General features: G+C 66.0%; 20 protein-coding genes. 2 read left to right on the top strand and 18 right to left on the bottom strand.

Features of this window, described 5'->3' with window-relative positions; all coding sequences use genetic code 11:
- Positions 1-112: 112 nt before the first annotated feature.
- The 14 genes from QYR03_RS09535 to hpt form a co-directional block, all read right to left on the bottom strand.
- Positions 113-1,051, bottom strand: coding sequence for a hypothetical protein (locus QYR03_RS09535; protein ID WP_301713173.1), 939 nt, complete (start codon positions 1,049-1,051; stop codon positions 113-115).
- A gap of 101 nt (positions 1,052-1,152) precedes the next feature.
- Complete coding sequence (gene lysS, locus QYR03_RS09530; protein ID WP_301713172.1) at positions 1,153-2,706, bottom strand: lysine--tRNA ligase; 1,554 nt, start codon at positions 2,704-2,706, stop codon at positions 1,153-1,155.
- Positions 2,707-2,774: 68 nt separating this feature from the next.
- Entirely contained in the window at positions 2,775-2,933 is a 159-nt protein-coding gene (locus tag QYR03_RS09525; RefSeq protein WP_259850326.1) for a hypothetical protein, read from the bottom strand.
- Positions 2,926-4,095 (bottom strand): hypothetical protein, encoded by a 1,170-nt coding sequence (locus tag QYR03_RS09520; RefSeq protein ID WP_301713171.1) that lies wholly within the window; start codon positions 4,093-4,095, stop codon positions 2,926-2,928. Before QYR03_RS09520 ends, QYR03_RS09525 begins: the two co-directional genes overlap by 8 nt.
- A gap of 89 nt (positions 4,096-4,184) precedes the next feature.
- Positions 4,185-4,988 (bottom strand): pantoate--beta-alanine ligase, encoded by an 804-nt coding sequence (locus QYR03_RS09515; RefSeq protein WP_301713170.1) that lies wholly within the window; start codon positions 4,986-4,988, stop codon positions 4,185-4,187.
- 26 nt (positions 4,989-5,014) lie between these two features.
- Complete coding sequence (locus tag QYR03_RS09510) at positions 5,015-5,671, bottom strand: hypothetical protein (protein WP_301713169.1); 657 nt, start codon at positions 5,669-5,671, stop codon at positions 5,015-5,017.
- On the bottom strand, positions 5,671-6,972 hold the full coding sequence (locus QYR03_RS09505; protein WP_301713168.1) for a DUF6779 domain-containing protein: 1,302 nt from the start codon (positions 6,970-6,972) through the stop codon (positions 5,671-5,673). Before QYR03_RS09505 ends, QYR03_RS09510 begins: the two co-directional genes overlap by 1 nt.
- Positions 6,973-6,982: 10 nt before the next feature.
- Entirely contained in the window at positions 6,983-7,450 is a 468-nt protein-coding gene (locus tag QYR03_RS09500; RefSeq protein WP_259850317.1) for a DUF3180 domain-containing protein, read from the bottom strand.
- A complete protein-coding gene (gene folK / locus QYR03_RS09495) occupies positions 7,447-7,920 on the bottom strand; it encodes a 2-amino-4-hydroxy-6-hydroxymethyldihydropteridine diphosphokinase (protein ID WP_259850316.1) in 474 nt (157 codons plus the stop codon). The genes QYR03_RS09500 and folK overlap by 4 nt, the downstream gene beginning before the upstream one ends.
- Positions 7,921-7,929: 9 nt before the next feature.
- Complete coding sequence (gene folB / locus QYR03_RS09490; RefSeq protein ID WP_259850314.1) at positions 7,930-8,325, bottom strand: dihydroneopterin aldolase; 396 nt, start codon at positions 8,323-8,325, stop codon at positions 7,930-7,932.
- Entirely contained in the window at positions 8,326-9,195 is an 870-nt protein-coding gene (folP, locus tag QYR03_RS09485) for a dihydropteroate synthase (RefSeq protein ID WP_259850312.1), read from the bottom strand.
- A 2-nt stretch (positions 9,196-9,197) separates the two neighbouring features.
- Positions 9,198-9,770 carry a GTP cyclohydrolase I FolE gene (gene folE, locus QYR03_RS09480; RefSeq protein ID WP_259850478.1) on the bottom strand — a complete coding sequence of 191 codons (573 nt, stop codon included), beginning with the start codon at positions 9,768-9,770 and terminating at the stop codon, positions 9,198-9,200.
- A 73-nt stretch (positions 9,771-9,843) separates the two neighbouring features.
- Positions 9,844-12,420: an ATP-dependent zinc metalloprotease FtsH gene (gene ftsH / locus QYR03_RS09475; RefSeq protein WP_301713167.1), complete on the bottom strand. Its 2,577-nt coding sequence runs from the start codon at positions 12,418-12,420 to the stop codon at positions 9,844-9,846.
- Between the two features lie 102 nt (positions 12,421-12,522).
- Positions 12,523-13,179, bottom strand: a complete 657-nt coding sequence (gene hpt / locus QYR03_RS09470) for a hypoxanthine phosphoribosyltransferase (protein WP_301713166.1) — start codon at positions 13,177-13,179, stop codon at positions 12,523-12,525.
- A gap of 139 nt (positions 13,180-13,318) precedes the next feature.
- Here hpt and QYR03_RS09465 point away from each other — a divergent pair, with 139 nt between their 5' ends.
- Positions 13,319-14,143 (top strand): CAP domain-containing protein, encoded by an 825-nt coding sequence (locus tag QYR03_RS09465; protein ID WP_301713165.1) that lies wholly within the window; start codon positions 13,319-13,321, stop codon positions 14,141-14,143.
- Positions 14,144-14,303: 160 nt separating this feature from the next.
- Here QYR03_RS09465 and tilS read toward each other — a convergent pair whose 3' ends face one another.
- From tilS to QYR03_RS09450, 3 genes are all read right to left on the bottom strand, one after another.
- The gene (tilS, locus tag QYR03_RS09460; RefSeq protein WP_301713164.1) at positions 14,304-15,284 is read right to left on the bottom strand and encodes a tRNA lysidine(34) synthetase TilS; all 981 of its coding nucleotides are present in this window, start codon (positions 15,282-15,284) and stop codon (positions 14,304-14,306) included.
- A gap of 13 nt (positions 15,285-15,297) precedes the next feature.
- On the bottom strand, positions 15,298-16,554 hold the full coding sequence (dacB, locus tag QYR03_RS09455; RefSeq protein ID WP_301713163.1) for a D-alanyl-D-alanine carboxypeptidase/D-alanyl-D-alanine-endopeptidase: 1,257 nt from the start codon (positions 16,552-16,554) through the stop codon (positions 15,298-15,300).
- A 107-nt stretch (positions 16,555-16,661) separates the two neighbouring features.
- A protein-coding gene (locus tag QYR03_RS09450) for an IS3 family transposase (protein WP_301978463.1) occupies positions 16,662-17,890 on the bottom strand; the annotation gives its coding sequence in 2 pieces (ribosomal slippage) (positions 16,662-17,617 and positions 17,617-17,890; 1,230 coding nt in all).
- A 905-nt stretch (positions 17,891-18,795) separates the two neighbouring features.
- On the opposite strand from QYR03_RS09450, the gene QYR03_RS09445 reads away from it, so the two are divergent.
- Complete coding sequence (locus QYR03_RS09445) at positions 18,796-19,272, top strand: inorganic diphosphatase (protein ID WP_301713511.1); 477 nt, start codon at positions 18,796-18,798, stop codon at positions 19,270-19,272.
- Positions 19,273-19,373: 101 nt separating this feature from the next.
- On the opposite strand, the gene QYR03_RS09440 is transcribed toward QYR03_RS09445, so the two are convergent.
- Entirely contained in the window at positions 19,374-20,210 is an 837-nt protein-coding gene (locus QYR03_RS09440) for a hypothetical protein (protein WP_259850280.1), read from the bottom strand.
- Positions 20,211-20,226: the final 16 nt, after the last annotated feature.

Raw genomic sequence — 20,226 nt, 5'->3', positions numbered from 1 at the left:
CTAGGAAGACTTTATCGCGCCGTTGCGTTTCGTGCGAGATTCGTAATCAGCTTCATCCCGGCGCACGCTCACCGTCGAGCGCCGGCTAGGCCCAATCCGGCACCGGCACGGTTTAACAGGGGTCGAGAGCGCCCCGCACTTCATCAACGTCCGAGTCAGAGGCACCGGGGAAAGATCCATTCTTCAGCGGGCGGACACTGCCTCCGTAGGTAGACTTCGCTCTGCAGGCTGCCGCCATGTCGGAACCGAAGTCCAAATAGACTGGGTAGATGTCGTTTCCGTGGACGCTCTTGCGCAGCGAGTCACACTGGCCCGGGACGGTGAATTCCTTACCAGAGGGGTTAGCGTGCAAAACAGCCTCAGCTAACTCATAGAACGTATCTAAGCCATCGCCAGAGTCGACCACCGAATCGAGGAGCAGAATGTAGCGTCCGTCGCACGCTGGAAACGAGGCCTTCTGCCCAGCTTCGCCGAGCCCCACCTCGACGATGTACCCGTCGCTGTTTCTCCTCGGGTAGCCAGATTGACCGCCACCACCCGATGAACCGGAGCCACCCGAGTTCCCGTTCCCGCCGAAAAGCTCCTCCGAGGCGCAATCATAAAGATGCGCCCTGACGCGGGGACCGACACCGAGACGATCAAGCGTGGACTTGTTGTAGCACGCTGGCTGGATTCCGTCTTCAAGTCGCCCGTCAGCCTTGAAGGTAGTCCACTTCCCGTCTTCCCACATGACTGGGAAAACGAAGTCGCTGTCGCTTTGACCGACGAAGGCGAAGTCGCCCTCGCACTCCATGACGACCCATTGTTCACCTTCGTGCCCCACCGAACGCTCCACCGCCTCGGGCGAGCAATCGGGCTTAGATCCGTTAGACACCGGCTCCGGTGATGCGGAGGGCTCGTCTTCAGCCTCTGCTTCAGCGCTGCTGGAGTCGGAGCTGATTTTGGTCAATTCTGGTTCTTCGATCGACCCACCGGAGCAGCCGACTGCGACGGAGGAAACGAGAACAATGCCGCAGACTGCGGACAAAATAGGGCGGGAAAATGAGCGCATGAATTCACTTTATCCCGTCAGTCATGCCGCCACGTGTCTAAGCGCGACAACGTGAAACGAGGCCAGTCGAGCCGGCAACCGGGGGCGCGCCTAACGGTGTCCTACGCCTCGGGGCGAACCATCGGGAAGAGGACGGTCTCGCGGATGCCCAGGCCGGTCAGCGCCATGAGCAGGCGGTCGATGCCCATGCCGGTGCCGGCGGTGGGCGGCATGCCCTGCTCCATGGCGGCGAGGAAGTCCTCGTCGAGCACCATGGCTTCGTCATCGCCGTCGGCGGCCAGACGGGCCTGGTCCTCGAAGCGCTCGCGCTGAATCACAGGGTCCACCAGCTCGGAATAGCCGGTAGCCAGCTCGAAGCCGCGGACGTAGAGGTCCCACTTCTCGGTCACACGCGGCTTGGAGCGGTGGTCGCGGGTCAGGGGGGAGGTCTCGACTGGGAAGTTGATCACGAAGGTCGGCTCGTAAAGCTGGTCGGAGCAGAGCTCTTCCCAGATTTCCTCGACGAGCTTGCCGTGGCCCCAGCCGGCGTTTTCCGGCACCTTGAGACCGATGGTGGCGGCGACGGCTTTGAGCTCGTCGACGGTGGAGTCGATGGTGACCTCGGGCTGGCCCGGGAATTTGCGCTCGAGGGCCTCATTCAACGACGGGTACATTTCGAGGACTTTCCACTCGCCGCCGAGGTCGTAGGAGGTGCCGTCGGCAAGCGTGACGGTGGTGGAACCGAAGACCTCCTGGGCGCAGAACTGGACAGCACCCTTGATGGTCTCAGCGCCTTCTTTGTAGGTGCCCCACGCCTGGTAGGTCTCCATCATGGTGAATTCGGGGCTGTGGGAGCTGTCGACGCCCTCGTTGCGGAAGTTGCGGTTGATCTCGAAGACGCGCTCGAGGCCGCCGACGACGCAACGCTTGAGGTACAGCTCAGGCGCGATACGCAAGAACAGGTCGATGTCGAGGGCATTGGAGCGGGTCTGGAACGGACGCGCCGCGGCACCGCCGTGGAGGGTCTGAAGCATCGGGGTCTCCACCTCGACGAAGTCCAGGCCCGTGAGATACTTGCGCAGCGCGGCGATGACCTTGATGCGGGTCTGCGCGTTCGTCCGGGCGTCCTCGCGCATGATCAGGTCGGTGTAGCGGTAGCGAACGCGCTGCTCTTCGTTCATGTCGGCGAACGCGACGGGCAGCGGGCGCAGCGCCTTGGACGCCATGTGCCAGGACTTCGCCATGACGGACAGCTCGCCGCGCTTGGAGGCGATGACGCGTCCGCGCACGGAGACGATGTCGCCCAGGTCGGTGTCAGCCTTCCAGTCGGCCAGGGACTCTTCGCCGACCTCAGCCAGGGACAGCATGACCTGCAATTGGGTGCCGTCGCCCTCCTGCAGGGTGGCGAAGCAGAGCTTGCCGGTGTTGCGCTGGAACATGATGCGGCCAGCGACGGCGACTTCGTCCTGCGTTTCCTGGCCGGCTTCGAGCACGGTCACGCCGTCGGCGTCCTCGGCCGGGTTCTCGTCGGTGGCGACGACGTACTTCGCGCGTAAATCGCGCAGCGACGTCGTCCGGTCCACCTCGACCGGGTACGCGTCCTTGCCCTGCTCGAGGAGTTTTTCGCGCTTGGCTCGGCGGATCTGCTGCTGCTCTGAAAGGTCCTGGGTAGTCACGTTGCTCTACCGTAGTCGCTTCGGATCACCAATAGTCGGGAAGGGTCCACACAGGCGGGTCATCGAGCTCACCGTTTCCGTGGGTTACGCTTTTTGCTTATCGACGACACAGTCTCCAGCACCGGCTCCTGAGCCTCCTTCAGGTTCTGTGAGCACCCGGAGAGCGTCAGCCCCGCCGCCGCGCAGGCGAGCAGCGCCAGCTGTCGGGCAGGGCGTGCCTTAGCCACGCGATTTCTCGCACAGGTTCAGGTACATGCGCTTGCTCTCGGCTTCGCCGCCGTTGACCACGAGCAGGTACTGCGCATCCGCGCCCTCTGGGGCGATGCGGTACGCCGGCGGGGTCACGCCCTCCATCTTGTAGGAGCGAGCCGAACACACGTTGTTGCCGATGACCTCGGCGTCCCCTTCCGGAAGCTGCGCGTCGCGGTTGCTTTCGGAGCCGTAGTCCATGATGCTCACGCCGAGCTTGCTGTCGGAGCAGCGGATGCGCGCCTCTTCACCGTTGGTGGCCGGCATGGACTCGCACTTCATGCCCAACCATCCCTTTTGGCCGGATTCTTCGGAGATGATCTGGGGGAAGGTGTCGGCCATCTGCTGCTCTTCGGCGTTCCACTCCTCCCCCTGGTTGCTCCACAGCCACCAGCCGCCGGCGGCGATGCCGAGCAGCACTACCACGATCGCGCCGACGAGCCACGGCGACGCACCTTTCTTGGCTGGTGCTGCGGTGCTGCCGTCGCCCGTCTGCCCGTTCTGCCCGTTCTGGTCGAGCTGGCTCGTCTGGCTGGCTTGGCCGGTCTGCGCTGTCGGCGCCGTGGGCGCGGCCTGCCCCTGCTGGCCCGCCTGCGTCCCTGGAACACCCGGTGCGCCCGGCGCACCCGGTGTCTGGTAGCGCGGCTGGCCGGGGAGCTGCCCAGGGAAGCTGTACTGGCCCGGGAACTGCCCCGTCGGGGCCGGCCCCTGGTAGACGGGGATGCTCGTGGTGTCTGTGAAGCCCGGGTTCCATTCGGGGGCTCCCTGCGGGGAGGCGGCGGTCTGGCCCGAGCGCACGGCCTCGGCGTTTGGGTTGGTGTCCGGGAAGTACTGCTTCGGCTTCTTGCGCTTCGGCTTAGAGGCCGAGTTAGTGCCCGCCGCACCCGAGTCAGGATCGGCGGCCGCCATCTGGCGAAGGGCGGGCACGTCGATGGTGGGGGCGGTGGGGTCGTCGAGACGCGTGTCGTAGATCTTCCGGCGACCGGAGTCGCCGAGAATGCGGCGGGCGACCTGGAGTTCGTCGCGGGCGGCATCGCTCAACGACGGCGCTTTGAGGCGCTGATCGATCTCCTTGCCCAGCGTGTCTGCGTCTTTGCTGCGGTCGAGTCCGAGCGAGTCGTAGAAATTGTGGTGTGCCAAAGCGGTGGTCCTTATCGGTCCTCAATCAATGGCCGGGGCGCGGCCGGCGCGGGAAAAACTGCCGCATTAAACATAGCGCGGCGCCAGTTTTAAAGCTCAGGCTGCTCACCCATGTTCTTGAAACCGACGCCGACGGGCACGCCGACGTTGTCGATCAGGCGCACATCTCCGAAGGTCGCGGCGGCGAGGAGGCGAGCGTCACCGACGGCGGGCGCCTCGCCGAAGGACAGGGAGCGCAGGGCCAGGTAGTCGGGCGCGATGCCGGCGGCTTCGAGGACACCGCGGGCGGTCGACAGCACAGTGTCGGGACCGTGCTCGGCGGCGTGCGCGCCGGCGGTGAGAGCGGCGGAGAGGGCGAGGGCGGCGTCGTGAAGCTCCTCTGGCACGTTCTCGTTGCGCAACGACATCGCGACACCGTTGCCCGCACGGACGGTGGGCAGGCTGTGCAGCTGGACCTCCATCCGCAAACCGCTGACCACCTGCTGGAGCGCGACGAGCTCCTCGAAGTCCTTCTCCCCCACCACGACGTCGGTGGCGTGCGTCGCGTTCACCGCGGCGACAGTGCGGGTGACGGCCTCCGCGATCGCGTGCGGGTCTTCGAGGTGGTCGAGCTGCGGCCTCACGCGCACGGGGGTGTCCAGGTCGCCGTGGAAGACGACGTCGACGTGCTCCCGCGCGAAATCTTCCGGTACCTCATTCCCGCTGTAGGTCACCATGACCACCCCACCGAGCAGCGACTTCGCGGCGCGGATCAACGCGATGTGCCCCGCGTGCAGGCCCGTGCCTAGCGGCACGAGGACGACTCGTTTACCGGTCTTGCGGAACGCGCGGCCGTACATGGCCAGCTGCGCGGGATCCGTCACCACGACAGCTTTCCCAGGTTCGAAACTCATGGGCTCCAGCGTACGGTGCGGGGGCGCTACGCTTTGTTGCGCCTCCCAGCACGCCGTTCCAACCCCTCATATAGCTCACGTGCTCCTGGGTCCGCGATCGCCAAGCGCATTGCCTCAATCGCTTCCGCGCTTTGCGGGTAGGGGTATGGCCGCTCGCCCCCGCTCAGGAATTCATCGGCCTTCACCTCGATGCCGGGGATCTCGCCACGAAGAAGGGTGTAGGCGTCGAGCCGCACCTCGAATTCCAGCGCCCGGAGACGCTGCGCAGCCATGAGCACCGGGCGTTGAGCGTCGTCCACGGGGATGGGGGTGCCGCCGATCTCGCTGATGAGCAGACTCACAGTCGCCTCCCCCAGCTCGTCCGCCGCTGCTGTCACCCAGATGTCGTCGAAGATGTGGTGCGCGGCCATGACCACCGCACCGCGAACCTCCAGCGGGTCGAGGAGCTGCACGCCCTCGTCGAGAAGCGTGTGCAGCACCATCTGGCCGTGCCGGAGGTGCGGTTCCACAGCCGCGATGAGGGCGGGGGTGTGGGAGGGATCGGTGGCGTCGATAAGCAGCAGATCATTGTTCGCCGCTTCCGCGACGGGCGTATCGACGGTGACTGCGTGCCCCACGCGCGCGAGTTCGTCAGAGAGCGTGCTGCCGTAGGCGGCCCACACCCGCAGGCGCGGTGGATGCACTACTGGCCCTTCTTGCTGCGTGCAAGCAGCTCAGCGACACTCAACGAACCTTCGCGGTTCTCGTCCGCGCGGCGGCGTCCGCGGGATTCCTGCTCCTGCGCCTCAGCTTCCGCGCGGCGTGCTTCCTCTGCGCGGCGTGCCTCTTCTTCGCGTGCGCGCTGCTCCGCTTCACGACGCTTCCGCTCCTGCTCCTCACGCTGGCGGCGCTCGCGGTCGGCGCGCTCACGCTCAACACGCTCGCGCTCGAGCTCCTCCTGGCGCTCGCGGATGAGGTCCGTCAGCGGGTTGCGGCCCTCCGGTGCGCGGTGCGTGCCCACTCGGCCCGCGACTGCCTCGGAGGACGGTGCACCCTGCACCCGCGAGGTGCCCTGCGCCGCGGGCCGCGCCTGCGGTTTCGGCGACTGCTGCGGCGTCTCTTGCTGGGCCTGCTTAGTCAACGCGTTGATCGCCTGCTTCTCGTCGGCGTCGCGCACCGGTTCCAAACGGGAGGTCTGCTCGTTCGCGCTCGGGGCGTTCCAGCGGGTGGACTGGGCGCGCTGCGGCTCACCCGGCTGCTGGTGTTGGGCGGCCTGCTGCGGACGGGCCGGCTCCTGGCGCTGCTGGTGGAACGGGTTCTCCTGCGCAACCGGCTCCGGGCGCGGGTGCGCGTGGGACACCGGACGGGCCTGCGGCTGTGGCGTGGGCTGAGGTTTCGGCTGCGGCTGCTGAGGCTGCTGCGGTTGCGCCTGCCGCTCGTGCTGGCCGTGGTGCGCCGGCTGAGCGGGCTGGACAGGCTGCGCCGGGGCAGGCTGCGCCGGAGCGGTCTGGGCCTGGGCTGCCGGGGCGACGCGGCTGGCGCGGGCCTCGATCTCCTTGACACGGCGGGCCTCGGCTTGGAGGGCAGCAGGCTCGTAGCCGAACTCGCGGCCGGAAAGATCCTCGAGCTGGGCACGCAGGGTGGCCAGCTCGGCGCGGATCTCGCGGAGGACTTCCAAGTCGGCTGCGGGCGGGAGACCCTCGCCGGCGCGGGCGGCCTCGAGTGCGTAACGGTCGGCGTCGCTGCGGGCGCGGAGAGTTTCGATCTCAGCGCGGTACTCGCGCTCGCGGGCATCGAGCTCAGCGCGTGCACGGTCGCGGTCGTTGCGGGTGCGGGAAACCAGTAGGAAGCCGCAGATCGCGGCCCACAGGGCGGCCAGGAGGGCGACTTGCAGCCACACCGCGGAATCGCTGAACAGCATGATCACCGTGGCAATGAGTGCCAAAGCGATCAGGACGATCATCCACACATTGCCGCCGTCGCGCGACCGATTTTCCGCAGTCATGCCCAACACTCTAACCCGCAGCTTCACCTTCGGCAGGCGGCGACACCTCGCAGGAGCGTTCAAGAATCACACCAGAAACGCCCAAAGCGACGCCGCCGAGGGCGCCGGCGACCACGCCCGGCAGGTCCGCGTCGGCCGCGGCCAGGGTGCCCAGGTGGGGCAGAACCCACACGGCCAGCCCGATGAAAATGCCGCCGAGTATCGCCCCCGACCAGGCACTGGCCTTGCCGATGACCATGAAGTTCGCCATCATCATCGGGTTGATCTGGGAGCGGTCGAGCCCCACGCGGCCTTCCTTGCGGCGGCGGCGCACCATGACGGTGAGGAACACGCACAGGGCGGCGACAGCCCACACAGGCACCGACCACACAGGGGAGATCGTTTGCCACGCGCCGTAAAAGCGCCGCACCAGAATGAGAGCGGCCGCGGCGAAGAAGCCGGCGGCGCCTACCAGGGCGGTCACGTTGGTGCGGTTCATAGGGGGTTCACCTCGTCGTCGAGTTCAGCAACAAGCTTATCGACGCCCTGCTCCCCCAACCGCGCATTCCCATCCACCTCGAGCCACGGCACCAGTACGAAGGCGCGCTCGTGGGCGCGGGGGTGCGGGACGGTCAAGTCGGGGGTGTCGAGGGTGATGCTGGCGCCGGTGGTGCCGTCGAAAAGCGCGACGATGTCCACGTCCAGGGTGCGCGGCCCCCAGCGGACCTCGCGCACGCGGTGCGCCTGCCGCTCGAGACGTTGGCAGCGCGCGAGCAGTTCATGGGGGCTCTCGTCGACGTCGACGATGAGGATCTGGTTGTAGAAGTCGGCCTGCTCCACCCCGCCCCACGGTGCAGTGCGGTACACGCGCGAGGCGGCGGCGAGCTCACCAGCGAAATCGTCTTCCACCGACTTCAGGTGCGCGAGGGAGTCCTCCATATTCGACCCGGTCGACAGCACGGCACGCATGGGACGCTCCTAGCTCTGTCCGCCCGCACGGGCGGCAACGGATTTGCGGGAACGGCGGGCCGTGACGGCGACGTCATCGAGCACGAGGCCCACCGGCGCATGCGGTTTGTGCACCGTGACCTCCACGGCGTGGAGCTGCTCGAAGCGGGCCATGGCGTCCTCGGCGATCTGCGCAGCGAGTGTCTCCACCAAGTCGCGGCGGGCACCTTTCACCGTGTCCGCCGCGAGGTGGGCGAGCTCGGCGTAATTGACCGTCTTGTTCAGGTCGTCGTCGCGCGCGGCGTCGGCGAAGTCGAGCCAGGCCGTAATGTCCACGATGAACGGCTGGCCGTATTCCGCCTCGTGCGGCAGCACGCCGTGGCCGGCGTGGAGGCGAATACCGGTGAGCTGGATGCGGTCGGCCATTCAGGCACCCCCGTAGTCGGCGCCGAGGCGCCATGTCGCGGCGACGTCGACAGCATCGCGGGAGACATCGACCTCGTGGACGCGCACGCCCCACGCACCGAGGTGCGCGCTGACCGCGGTGACAGCGGCCGTGGCGGGGTCGGCCAGCGACGGGTTGGCCTCCAGCCCGCGGTTGGAGCGGATCTCCGTGAGGAAGCGCTTGCGCGACGCGCCGACGAGAACCGGCAGGTCACCTGCGATGAATTCGGGCAGGGCCTGCAAAAGGGCCCAGTTGTCGGCGGCGGTCTTGGCGAAGCCGAGGCCCGGGTCCAGCACAATCTGGGAGTGCTCCACACCGGCGGCCATTGCGTTGTCGGTCAGCCGGGCGAGGGTCTCGCGCACATCGCGCACGACATCGCCGCCGTGGTCCGCGGAGCCGGACGCGTCGCCGAACTCGGCGTTGTGCACTGTGCGCCAGTGCATCAAGCACACCGGAAGGCCGGTGTCCGCCATGACGGCGTACATGTCCGGGTCGGCGAGGCCGCCGGAGACATCGTTGATCATGTCCACCCCTGCCTCGGCGGCCACGCGCGCGGTCGCGGCGCGCATCGTGTCCACCGAGGTGCGGATTCCCTCCGCATGCAGCGCCTCGATCACCGGGCGCACGCGCTCGGCTTCCAGTTCCGCCGGCACGCGCGTCGCACCAGGGCGCGTGGATTCCGCGCCGACGTCGATCATGTCCGCGCCCTGCGCCACCAAATCCTTCGCGTGGGCGATTGCCGCGTCGCGGTCGAGCCATTTCCCGCCGTCGGAGAAACTGTCCTCCGTGACGTTGAGAATGCCCATGACCATCGTCCGGCCCCGCGCGGTCAAATCTGCGACAGTGACCATTTCTACCCCCTGATCAGGCTCAAGACCTCCGCGCGGGAGGCAGCGTTGCGTTTGAATCCGCCGCGCACAGCCGACGTAGTGGTCGTCGCGCCCGGCTTGCGGATGCCGCGCATGGCCATGCACAGGTGCTCGCATTCGATCACGACGATCACCGATTGCGCGTGGAGCTTATCGACGAGCGCATCCGCGATCTGGCTCGTCAACCTCTCCTGCACCTGCGGCCGCTTGGCGTACATGTCCGCCAGGCGCGCCAGCTTGGACAGGCCGGTGACGTGTCCGTCCTCGCCCGGGATGTACCCGATGTGCGCCACACCGTAAAACGGCACCAGGTGGTGCTCGCAGGTGGAGTAGATGGGCACGTCACGCACGAGCACGAGTTCCTCGTGGTTTTCGGCGAATGTCTTTTCCAGCACTGCCGTCGGGTCCGTGTGCAACCCCGCGAAGACTTCCTCGTATGCCCGGGCCACACGCGCCGGCGTCTCGAGCAGGCCTTCGCGGTCCGGGTCCTCCCCCACCGCCAGCAGCAGTTCGCGCACGGCGGCTTCCGCGCGTTCACGATCAAATGCGGGGCGCACCTTCCCGGCAGAGGCGAGGTCTGCAGTCTTATCTGTCGTACCCGACGTACCTGTCCTACCCGTCGTATCCGTGTCACTCATCGTCGGGCCTCCTGTGGCGCGCATCGTTCTGCCCTTGGGTGCGTGGCAGCTGCTCGGTCGGTTCGTACCCTTCGCGCGGGCTCGGCTCAGCCACGCCCGCGGCGTCCGCATTCGGAGCCTCCTCGCCGGAGGCATCGCCGCGTCCCGCGCTGCCTTGGCCGGCGCGCTCGTCTGCGCGGTCGTCCCAGACGTGATCCGGCTGCTCGTTCTCCGGCAGGCGGAAGCCGATGATCTCCGTAGGTTGGGCAGCCTGGCCCGGGTGACTCGGCTGCTGCCCCGGGTTCACCGGGTACTGCGCCTGGCCCGGGTGTTGCCAGGGGTTCTGTGCCGGGTTCGGCACCGGCTGTCCGTACTCCGGCTGTGCTTGCGGTTGAGACTGGGGCTGGGCCTGGGGTTGTTGACCGCGGCCGTCGCCGGTGAAGGACCAGTCGGCGGGCGGCTGGGGGCCGTCGTAACGCGGCTGGGTGGGCTGGCCGGGTTGGCCCGTCTGACCAGGCTGGCCAGGCTGGTTCGGCTGCCAGCGGGTTGAACCGTCGCCCTGCGGCATCCACCGGTTGTTCAGCTCGGCGTTGCGCTGCGCCTGGCGGCGGGCGCGGGCCTGCTGGGATGCCTCGAGCAGGGAGAATTTCTTCGGCGGTTCTTCGCCGCGCTCCTCGGCCAGCTCGACCGGGGTCTTCACGGGTTCGCGGTCGGGCTGGCGGGGGAAGCGGGCATCGACAAGCTCGAGGCCCGAGCCCTTCGGCTCGATGCCGTCGAAGATGGCTTCGAGGTCGCCGCGGCGCAGGGTCTCCTTCTCCAGCAGTTTGGAGGCCAAGGTGTCCAGGTAGTCGCGGTTCTCGGCGAGGATGGAGTAGGCGCGCTCGTGGGCTGCGTCGATAAGCTCGTGCACCTCCCGGTCGATCGTCTCGGCGACGGCGGGCGAATAGTCGAGGCTACCGCCGCCCATAGCGCGGGCGAAGGGATCGCCGTCCTCGTCGCCGTACTTGACGGCGCCGAGAGCGGAGCTCATGCCGTACTCCATGACCATGCCGCGCGCGATCTTGGTCGCTTGCTCGATATCGGCGGACGCGCCCGTGGTCGGCTCACCGAAGACGAGCTCCTCGGCCGCACGACCGCCCATCGCGAACACGAGGCGGGCGAAGAGCTCGTCGCGGTTGTACATGCCCTTGTCGTCCTCCGCGGCGGTCATGGCGTGGCCGCCGGTGCGCCCGCGGGCGAGGATAGTGACCTTATACACGCGTTCGATGTCCTTGAGCGCCCACGCGGCGAGCGTGTGGCCGCCCTCGTGGTAGGCGGTGACCTTCTTCTCCTTCTCGGAGATGATCTTCGACGAGCGGCGCGGGCCACCGATGACGCGGTCCGACGCTTCCTCGAGCGCGTCGGCCGTGATCACGTTGCCGCCGATGCGGGCGGTGAGCAGCGCGGCCTCGTTGAGGACGTTCGCCAAATCCGCGCCCGACATGCCGGCGGTGCGCTTGGCCAGGGACTTCAAATCCACATCCGGGCCCAGCGGCTTGCCCTTGGCGTGGACGTTCAGGATCTTCTCGCGGCCGGCCAGATCCGGGTTGGTCACCGGGATCTGGCGGTCGAAGCGGCCCGGGCGCAGCAGCGCCGGGTCGAGGATGTCCGGGCGGTTCGTCGCCGCGATGAGGATGACGCCCTCGCGGTCGCCGAAGCCGTCCATTTCCACGAGCAGCTGGTTGAGGGTCTGCTCGCGCTCGTCGTGGCCGCCGCCGGTGCCGGAGCCGCGCTGGCGGCCTACCGCGTCGATCTCGTCGACGAAGATGATGCAGGGGCTGTTCTCGCGGGCCTGCTTGAACAGGTCGCGGACGCGGGACGCACCGACACCGACGAACATCTCCACGAAGTCCGAACCCGAGATGGAGTAGAACGGCACACCCGCTTCGCCGGCCACGGCGCGGGCGAGCAACGTCTTACCGGTGCCGGGAGGGCCGTAGAGCAGAACGCCGCGCGGAATCTTCGCGCCCAGCTGCTCGTAGATCCCCGGGTCCTGCAGGAAGTCCTTGATCTCCTGCAGCTCGTCGACCGCTTCATCGGCACCGGCGACGTCGGCGAAGGTGTTCGTCGGCATGTCCTTGGTCAGCTTCTTGGCGCGCGATCCGCCGATGCCGAACATGCCGCCGCCGGCCTGCATGCGGTACATGAGGAAGCTGATCAGGCCGAAGATCAGCAGCATCGGCAGCATGAAGCCGAGCATGGACAGCAGGAAGGACTCCTGCGTGACGTTGGTGGTGTAGGAATCCGGCTCCGCGCCCTTGACCGCGTTGAAGATGTCCGGGGTGGTGCGGGCCGGGTACTGCGCCTGGATCTCCTCAATCCCTTCGCGCTCCTCGACGGTGATGGGTTCGCGGAGCGTCAGGCGGACCCGCTGCTCGCGGTCGTCGATCTGCGCTTCCTCGACGTTCTTGTCGGCGAGCTGTTGCAAGGCGACAGAGGTGTCGACTTCGGAATAATTGCGCGAATCGTCGCCGATCAGCGTGAGCAGGTACAGCAGAATCAGCAGGACGGCACCGATGATGCCGTAGCGCGCCACAGTCTTGTTTTTCATCTAGTCCTGTTATGGGGTGATTAGCCGGAAGTTGTAGTTCTTACAGCCTACTCACCGTGGCAAGTCACGCCCTAGCGGCGGTGCGCACGCCCGCCGCGCTGTTTAGATCTCGACGGCTTCCGGCCCCTCTTCGCGCGAGGGCACCGGCTCTTCCCCGACGTCCGAGTACACGCGCGGGTGCAGCGTGCCCACATACGGCAGGTCGCGGTAGCGCTCGGCGTAGTCGAGGCCGTAGCCGATGACGAATTCGTTGGGGATGTCGAAGCCGACATCGAGCAGGTCGATCTTCGCGGTCTGCACCTCAGGTTTGCGCAGCAGGGTGATCACGTTGAGGCTCTTGGGCTGGCGGCCGGACAGGTTCTTCAGCAGCCACGACAAGGTGAGGCCGGAGTCGATGATGTCCTCCACCACGAGCACGTCGCGGCCGGAGATCTCCTTATCCAGGTCCTTCATGATGCGCACGACGCCGGAGCTCGTGGTTGAGTTGCCGTAGCTGGACACCGCCATGAACTCGACCTCGGACGGGATGGACAGGGACCGCGCGAAGTCGGTGAGGAAATACACCGCACCTTTGAGCACGCACACGAGGATGAGGTCGTCTTCCGCGTCGCGGTAGAGCTCGGAGACTTTGTCGGCCATCTCCTGGATACGGTCGTTCAGCTCGTCCTCCGGGATGAGGATCGCTTCCACGTCGTCGCCGTAGCGGTTCGCGGGGACCTCGAAATCTTTGCTTTCGCTCAGCCTCGTTCCTTCAGCCATACCGCCATCTTGCCATGAAACCGCTTATCGAAGACTCCCCCCGCCCCCGCATTCCACCCCTTGGAAAAACCTGTAACAAAACTGGCAACTGATACGGTTTAATTAGCAGAATTCCTTCCCTACCCGAGAAAAGAGTCTCATGCGTAAGCGCCTCCTCGCGGCCACGGTCGCGACTACTCTTGCACTGTCCTTCGCCCCCGCCCTTTCCCCAGCCGTTGCCGGCGCGGCCCCTGCGCCGCTCACCGGTGTCGAGCTGAACACCACTGCAGCGAATTCCGTCGCCGTGGACACCACCTTCGACTTCGACGCGGCCCGCAGCACCGGCTTGCCCGCGCTGAAGCAGCTGCGCGGCGAGATGTGGGACATCAACCCGTACTTCAACGATTCGGACGCGGCCGGCACCACCCGCCTGCGGGAAGCCGCCGCGGCGCGCGGGCTGACCACCAAGGAGGCCTACGTCAACGCCGTCTCCATCGACGACGGCCTGACCCGCATCGCCGTCCAGCGCGCAGCTGAACAAGGCGCGCACTGGGGCCACACACGCCCCGATGGATCGGAGCTGTGGAGCGCCAAGGTTAACGGCCAGCAGACCTGGGCGGAATCCCTGGCCGCGGGGACATCCCTGAAGCGCTCCATTCTGGACAGCTGGGGCCACGGTGAACTCAACGCATTGAACAACAGCCGCGGGGCGTACACGTCCGGCACCGGCCACCTGCACATGATGATCAACCCGAAAAACCGGTACTACGGCTTCGGCGCGGTCTACATCCCGCGCACGGAGAACGGCACCTACACTGCGGCGACAACTTCAGAAACCCCTGGAAACAGCACGCCGATGGAGGCGGGCATGCAGCGTGCGTGGCTTTACCGCCCCGCCGCGCCGGGCGAAAAACCGACCGGCATCAAGCAGGGCACCCCGGGACCGGTCAAGCAGGCCCCGGGCGATGCGGCAGGTCCCGCTTAGTCGAGCGAGGACCTCAACTCCATATCGGGATCGTGATCGGCATCATTGGCCTGATCGCTGCCGTCGCAGCCATCGCGCAGCAACTCGGCCTGATCTAGAACCCGGGCGAAGTTACAGGGAGCGCGGCATGTCCGCGCTCCCTTTTTCTATGCCAGTTTTTCTATATCAGTGTGAGATGTCCGCCGACGCGGGCGATGCCGCGGCCGCCGTTGATGGCCACCGGGCCCTGCCCGTGCCAGTGCGTGCACAGCCGCTCAATGTCGGCGAGCTGGGCGCCGCTAACCACGAGCGGCTCACCGGCCACGCGCTGCCCTTCCGCGCGCAGCCACGCGAGGATGCGCCGCTGCCGAACCGGCGCGGGTTCGGCAGCGAGTACGCCACAGTCGGCGGTGGGGCCACAGTCCACGAGCGAGGCGAGCAACTCCTGGTCCGCCGCGATCCGCTCCGCCGCACGCGACAGCGCCGGCGCCGCGTCCCCGCCGATGAGACCGCTCAGGGCGGGGATGATGTCCTTACGCACCCCGACGCGGCGGTAAGCGCGGTCGTCGTTCATCGGGTCGAGCCAGGGGTCCAAGCCGAGCTCGTCGCAGGCGCCGACGGTATCCGCCCGGCGGAGCCCCAGGAAGGGGCGGACCAGGCGAAGAGAACGGCCAGGAGAGTCTGGGCCAGCCTCCACGACGGAGACCTCCGCCATGCCGGAGGGGTTGCCGCGCAGGGCACCGAGCAAAAGTGTTTCGGCCTGGTCGTCGAGGGTGTGGGCGACCCAGATATCGCGCGGCGCCCTTGAAGAGTCGGAGGAAGCGGCATCGGCGAGCGCGGCGTAGCGTGCAGTGCGCGCGGCGGCTTCGAGGCTTTGACCCGGCGCGGCGTCAACGGACACGCGGACAATATCGGCCGGAACACCCAGCTCAGCAGCCTGTGCGGCGGCGCGGGCGGCCACATCAGAAGAGCCCGCCTGCAGGCCGTGGTCGACCACGAGGGCGCGAACGTCTACGTCCTCGGCGGCGGCTGCAGCAACGAGAGATAACGAGTCGGGGCCGCCGGAAAGGCCGATGAGGGCGGGGCGAGTGAAGGAGCGGACGGCGCGTCGGCAAGCGAGAAAATGCGGCGACTGGCGCGGCCAGAACGGTGCCGGCGACATGGAGCCCCCTTGCCTAGTATTGCCGCAGCGTGGAGGCGAATTCGTCCATGAGCGCGCGTGCGGTGAGAATGTCGCTGCCGTTGCTGATCATGGCGAAGGTGTACACGTTGCCCACCTCGGACGTCACCGTGCCCACCAGTGCGGAAGTGCCGGTGAGCGTTCCAGTCTTGGCGCGGACCCAGCCCTTGCCCGGCAGGTCGCCGAAGCGGTCCACGAGCGTGCCGTCACCGCCGGCGATCGCCAGCGTCGGCAGCAATTCGCGCAGCTCGTCGGTGGAGGTGGCGCGGAGCATGATGTCGTCGAGAAGCCGCGGCGGGATAAGGTCAAAGCGCGACAGGCCACTGCTGTCCGCCAAGGTCACGCCCTCGATGTTGAACCCGTGCTCGGTGAGCGCATCCAGGGTCGCTTGGGGCGCGGTGCCGCCGCGTTTGCGCGCGACCTCCCTGCCGACAGCTTCCGCCATCACGTTGTCGGATTCTTTGACCATCTCCCGCAGGCGCTCCGTCAGCGGCGGCGACTCAACGCTCGCCACGACCTCACCGTCCGCCGGAGCGGGCCCGAAACCGACGGTCTGCGCGCCGACTCTGTCCGCGAGCGCCTGCGCCACGTCCAGCGCCGGCGTGTGGGAGCGCGGCACATCCCCTTTGGACTCCCCGCCCAGGCGCGCACCGTGAATCATCGCGGGTTCCATCGGGGCGACGAAGCCGCCGTCGATGTCCTGCGGGTCCCAACCCGGCATCTGGGTCTCCTCCGGCCACACCGAGGTGTCGATGTACACGGCGGAGGCGTTGCCGATCTTCCCGGCCAGCTCATCAATCTTCGCGGGAGTGAGCCACACGTCCCCCGCGGCCTTGATGGTCACCGCGTCGCCCGCGCGCACCACGTCAGTCTTCAGCGTCGCGTCTGGCTCGAGCGTGTACAACGCCGCCGCCGCGGTGAGCACCTTCGTGGAGCTCGCCGGCTGCAGCGGATCATTCGCCCCCTGCTCAAAAAGCGTCTCCCCCGTCGTGCCGTCGCTCACGCGCACATGCAGCGTCCCCAACGCCGGGTTCGCCGCCTGCGCGCCCAGCGCCTCCTTGAGCTTCTGCTTATCGACGTCCTCCCCCGACGCCGCCTCCACCGCCAGCGGCTCCGGCTCCGCCATCGAATACGGCGGCGCATGGTTCAGGTCACGCAACTCCTGCTGCACCACAACACCGGTGCCCGCCGCACCACCGACGGCCAGCACCGCGACAGCGCCCACGGCCCACGGCCACATTCGTTTACTCATCGGGATTAAGGGTAGCGCGGACAGCCGATGTGACTAGCACGGTCCACCACTCTTTCTTTCGGCCCCAAGGTAAGCAGCGCTCTGAAGCGTCCTGGTTTTCGTTCCGCTTATTTAACGCCCAACGTTTGAGCGCCTGATCGTTGATAGTAAGCGTCCTCCATCTCCTGTGGAGTGATATATCCTAGGGATTGATGAAGTCGCTGGTTGTTCCACCAGTGCACCCAGCGAAGGGTGGCAATCTCGACTTCACCGACCGATGCCCACGGCCGGTGGGGATAAATCAGCTCTGTTTTGTAGAGCCCGTTGACCGTTTCAGCCAACGCGTTGTCATAGGAGTCGCCAACGGTGCCGACAGACGGATCGATACCGGCCTGGGCGAGCGCTTCACCGTAACGGATCGACACATACTGCGAGCCGCGGTCACTGTGGTGGACAAGCCCTTCTGAGCGAAGATCACCAGCGTGATACAGGGCGTGCTCAAAGGCCTCCAGCGGCAGTTCATCGGTACGCATGCTCGCCCGGGTCGCGACACCGACGATCTTTCTGGAGTACACATCGGTGATAAACGCGGTGTAGGCAAAACCAGACAAGGTGCGTACATAGGTAATGTCAGCGACCCACAACCGGTGCGGTGCGGGGGCAGTGAAATCACGGTTGACCAGGTCAGGGCGGCAATCTGGCACGTTGGCCCGAAGCGTTGTCATCGGTGTGCGGCCACGCCTGCGGCCGTAAATGCCAGCTTGCTTCATCAAACGCGCGGTCTGATCACGACCGATGTTCCAGCCGGCGCGCTGCATGGCCTTCCACATCTTGCGGATCCCGTAGACGCTGAAGTTGTCCTCGTAGACCCTCACCAATTCAGGAATAAGCAGCGCATCTGACAAACTTCTCGCCGACGGTGCTCGTGTTTTCGCTGCTCGGTAACCGCGAGAGGTGATGAACCCACATTCTGTCTCTTTCAATGTGCGACAGATAGCCTCGACCCCGAAGCGATCGCGATACGCATCGATGTATTCGATCATCTTCTGGTGGGACGGTCGAGTTCCGCCGCGAAAAAAGCTGACGCGGTTTTCAAGATCTCATTAGCCCTGCGTAGCTCCTTAATCTCTTTCCGCAGCCGCTTCAGTTCGTCAGCCGTTGACTCGCCGGCGCCAATCTCAACATCGGATGAGACCATATTCGGCTTCAGCCAATCGTTGAGCGTGTGCGCTGGAATGCCGAGCTTTTCACCGATCTCTACGGCTGCACCCCATTTCGAACACCCTTCGAGCTCAACGAGGTCCTCAGCCAAACGCACTGCCTTGGCCTTGAACTCGTCACTGTACTTCCTTGGCATGATTCCAATCCTTCTCTAGAAATGATCGGAACTAAACCCAGGACACTTCACTCTCGGTCCCCCTTACGGATTCTGCCGAAGAATCTATAGTGGTTCTCAAACGAGGGGGTTGAATCGGGGAGTATGGAAATATGGCTGCGTTTAGGGCAGTTGCTCGTCGCACTACTTGGATTCTTCGGTCTCATCTGGACTATCCATCAAAAACAGTCAGCGATAATCGAGCTGAATGATGGAAGAGGTACACATGGGTCGCAGACCTTATCCGCGAAAGCGATGACGATTCATTCCGTCTCGGGATCCTTCACTTGAACATCCTGGTCACTAGTCCTCTATCCACACGTACAGAACTAGATCATCCAGGAACTAGCCGTTGAAGGCGTCAGCGGGGATAATAGAGGCGCTGAAAGGAGGGCTGACGATGACTACGAAAATGACTAAGGAAGAGCGGCAACGCGAATGGGCAAAGCTCGCAGTCAAAGCGAGTGAGCAAACTGGCGAACCGCTCCCAACCGACTTTTACGAGCGCACAGGGATACGACCACCAAAAAGCACTCGTTTTCGCACACGGGTCAACCGGCGGACCTCCCCCGCCCGTACGGATAACAGCAGGTAACCACCAAACGATCTGGTCGACGGAACGTCGCGCAGCGCAAACGGGCGGGCAAGGCAGGACCGACGTGGAGCCGCCCCGGTTAGTCGCGTTTGAAGCCACTTTCCAAAACCGCAGGTGAAATGTTGCTCATGTTTTTGGTGGGATTCGAAACTCAAACGGGACTAACCGAATCGAGCGGACGCGCCCAAAACCCCCCGCGAAACCGCCGCGAAACCCCAGGCGAACCCACCGCCCCAACCCGCAGGCTACGATGGTCCCCAGACAAAAGCCCCCTCTACGCAAAGGAGCAGCCATGGCTACCGAAGTCATCATTGAGATCCCGAAGGGTTCCCGCAACAAGTACGAGCTGGACCACGAGACCGGCCGCGTCTACCTGGACCGCTACCTGTTCACCCCGATGGCGTACCCGCTCGACTACGGCTTCATCGACCACACGCTCGCGGACGACGGCGACCCGCTGGATGCGCTCGTGATCACCCCGGAGCCGGTGTTCCCGGGAGTGACGGTCAAGGCCCGCCCGATCGGCGTGTTCAAGATGACGGATGAGGCCGGCGGCGACGACAAGCTGCTCTGCGTCCTCGACGACGTGCGCTACGAGAACTACCAGGACATCAGCGACGTCTCCGACTTCCTCAAGGACGAGATCGAGCACTTCTTCGTCCACTACAAGGACCTCGAGCCGAACAAGGAAGTCTCCGGCTCCGGCTGGGGCGACAAGGCTGAGGCGGAGAAGATCCTCGAGGACTCCCTGAAGAACTACAAGGGCTAAGCCTCCGCGCTTTCCGCTTAGCGATGCCCCGCCGCGCCCCACCAACCGAGTGCACGCGGGGCGTTTCTGCTTCTCCGGTTCCCTTTTCTAAGTGCGCGCGCCTACTCCGGCTGCTCCGCAACCCCCTGCAGCTGCCACCCGATGACGGCGTTGCGCACGGCGTCTTCAAAGGGGTTTGCGGGCTGGATGCAGGAGATGGTGAGCAGGCGGCCGGGCATGGGGACATTGCCCCAGATCTCGGCGGACTGGGACAGGCCTTTCTTGTCGGGCTCGTGGAGGTCGGTGGCTTGGTATTTGAGCCAGCGGTCACCGGATTTCTGGGTCTTCAGATACATGGTGTCGCCGGGGTTGATGGTGTGGCGTTGGCCTTGAACGTCGTAAAGCTTGTCGAAGACGGCGGGCACGCCGGCCGCCGCGTGGCCCGCGATGACGACGATGTCCTCGCTGGTGGAGCCCGGCAGCGTGTACGGCTTGTCCTTCGCGGTGAACGCGCAGGCCTCGCTGAGGGTGTCGGGGTCGATCGCACCGTCTTTGAAGCGGCAGTCGCCTTCCTCAAATTTGGCGGTCATGTCGAGGCCGGGGATACGCATCTCTACGGGCCGCGACGGCGGGATGTCCGCCTCTCCGACGTCGATGGGCTGCTCCACCGCCTGATTCGCCTGCTCCTTCCACGCCTTCATCTCGCGGTCGTGCTCGCTGGGCACGCACGCGCGGATGAACCCCACGACGAGCACAAGCATCAGCAGCACAGCGACAGTGCGGCGCATCTTGTACACCCACGGCGGCTGCGGCTTGAAGCGCCGCGGCGGAGTCGCGGGCCGCGCGGCGGGGGCCAAGGTGCGGCGGGGGGCGGCGGGCCGTCGATAAGCGTCACGCGTCGCGCGCGGCTCCCGCGGTGTTGTCCGCGGTGCGTACCCGCGCGCGTCGTCGCCAGCCATAGCAAAAACAATAGTT

Source organism: Corynebacterium sp. P4-C1, assembly GCF_030503595.1.
Classification (GTDB): domain Bacteria; phylum Actinomycetota; class Actinomycetes; order Mycobacteriales; family Mycobacteriaceae; genus Corynebacterium.
This window is presented reverse-complemented; position numbering and strand designations above follow the sequence as displayed.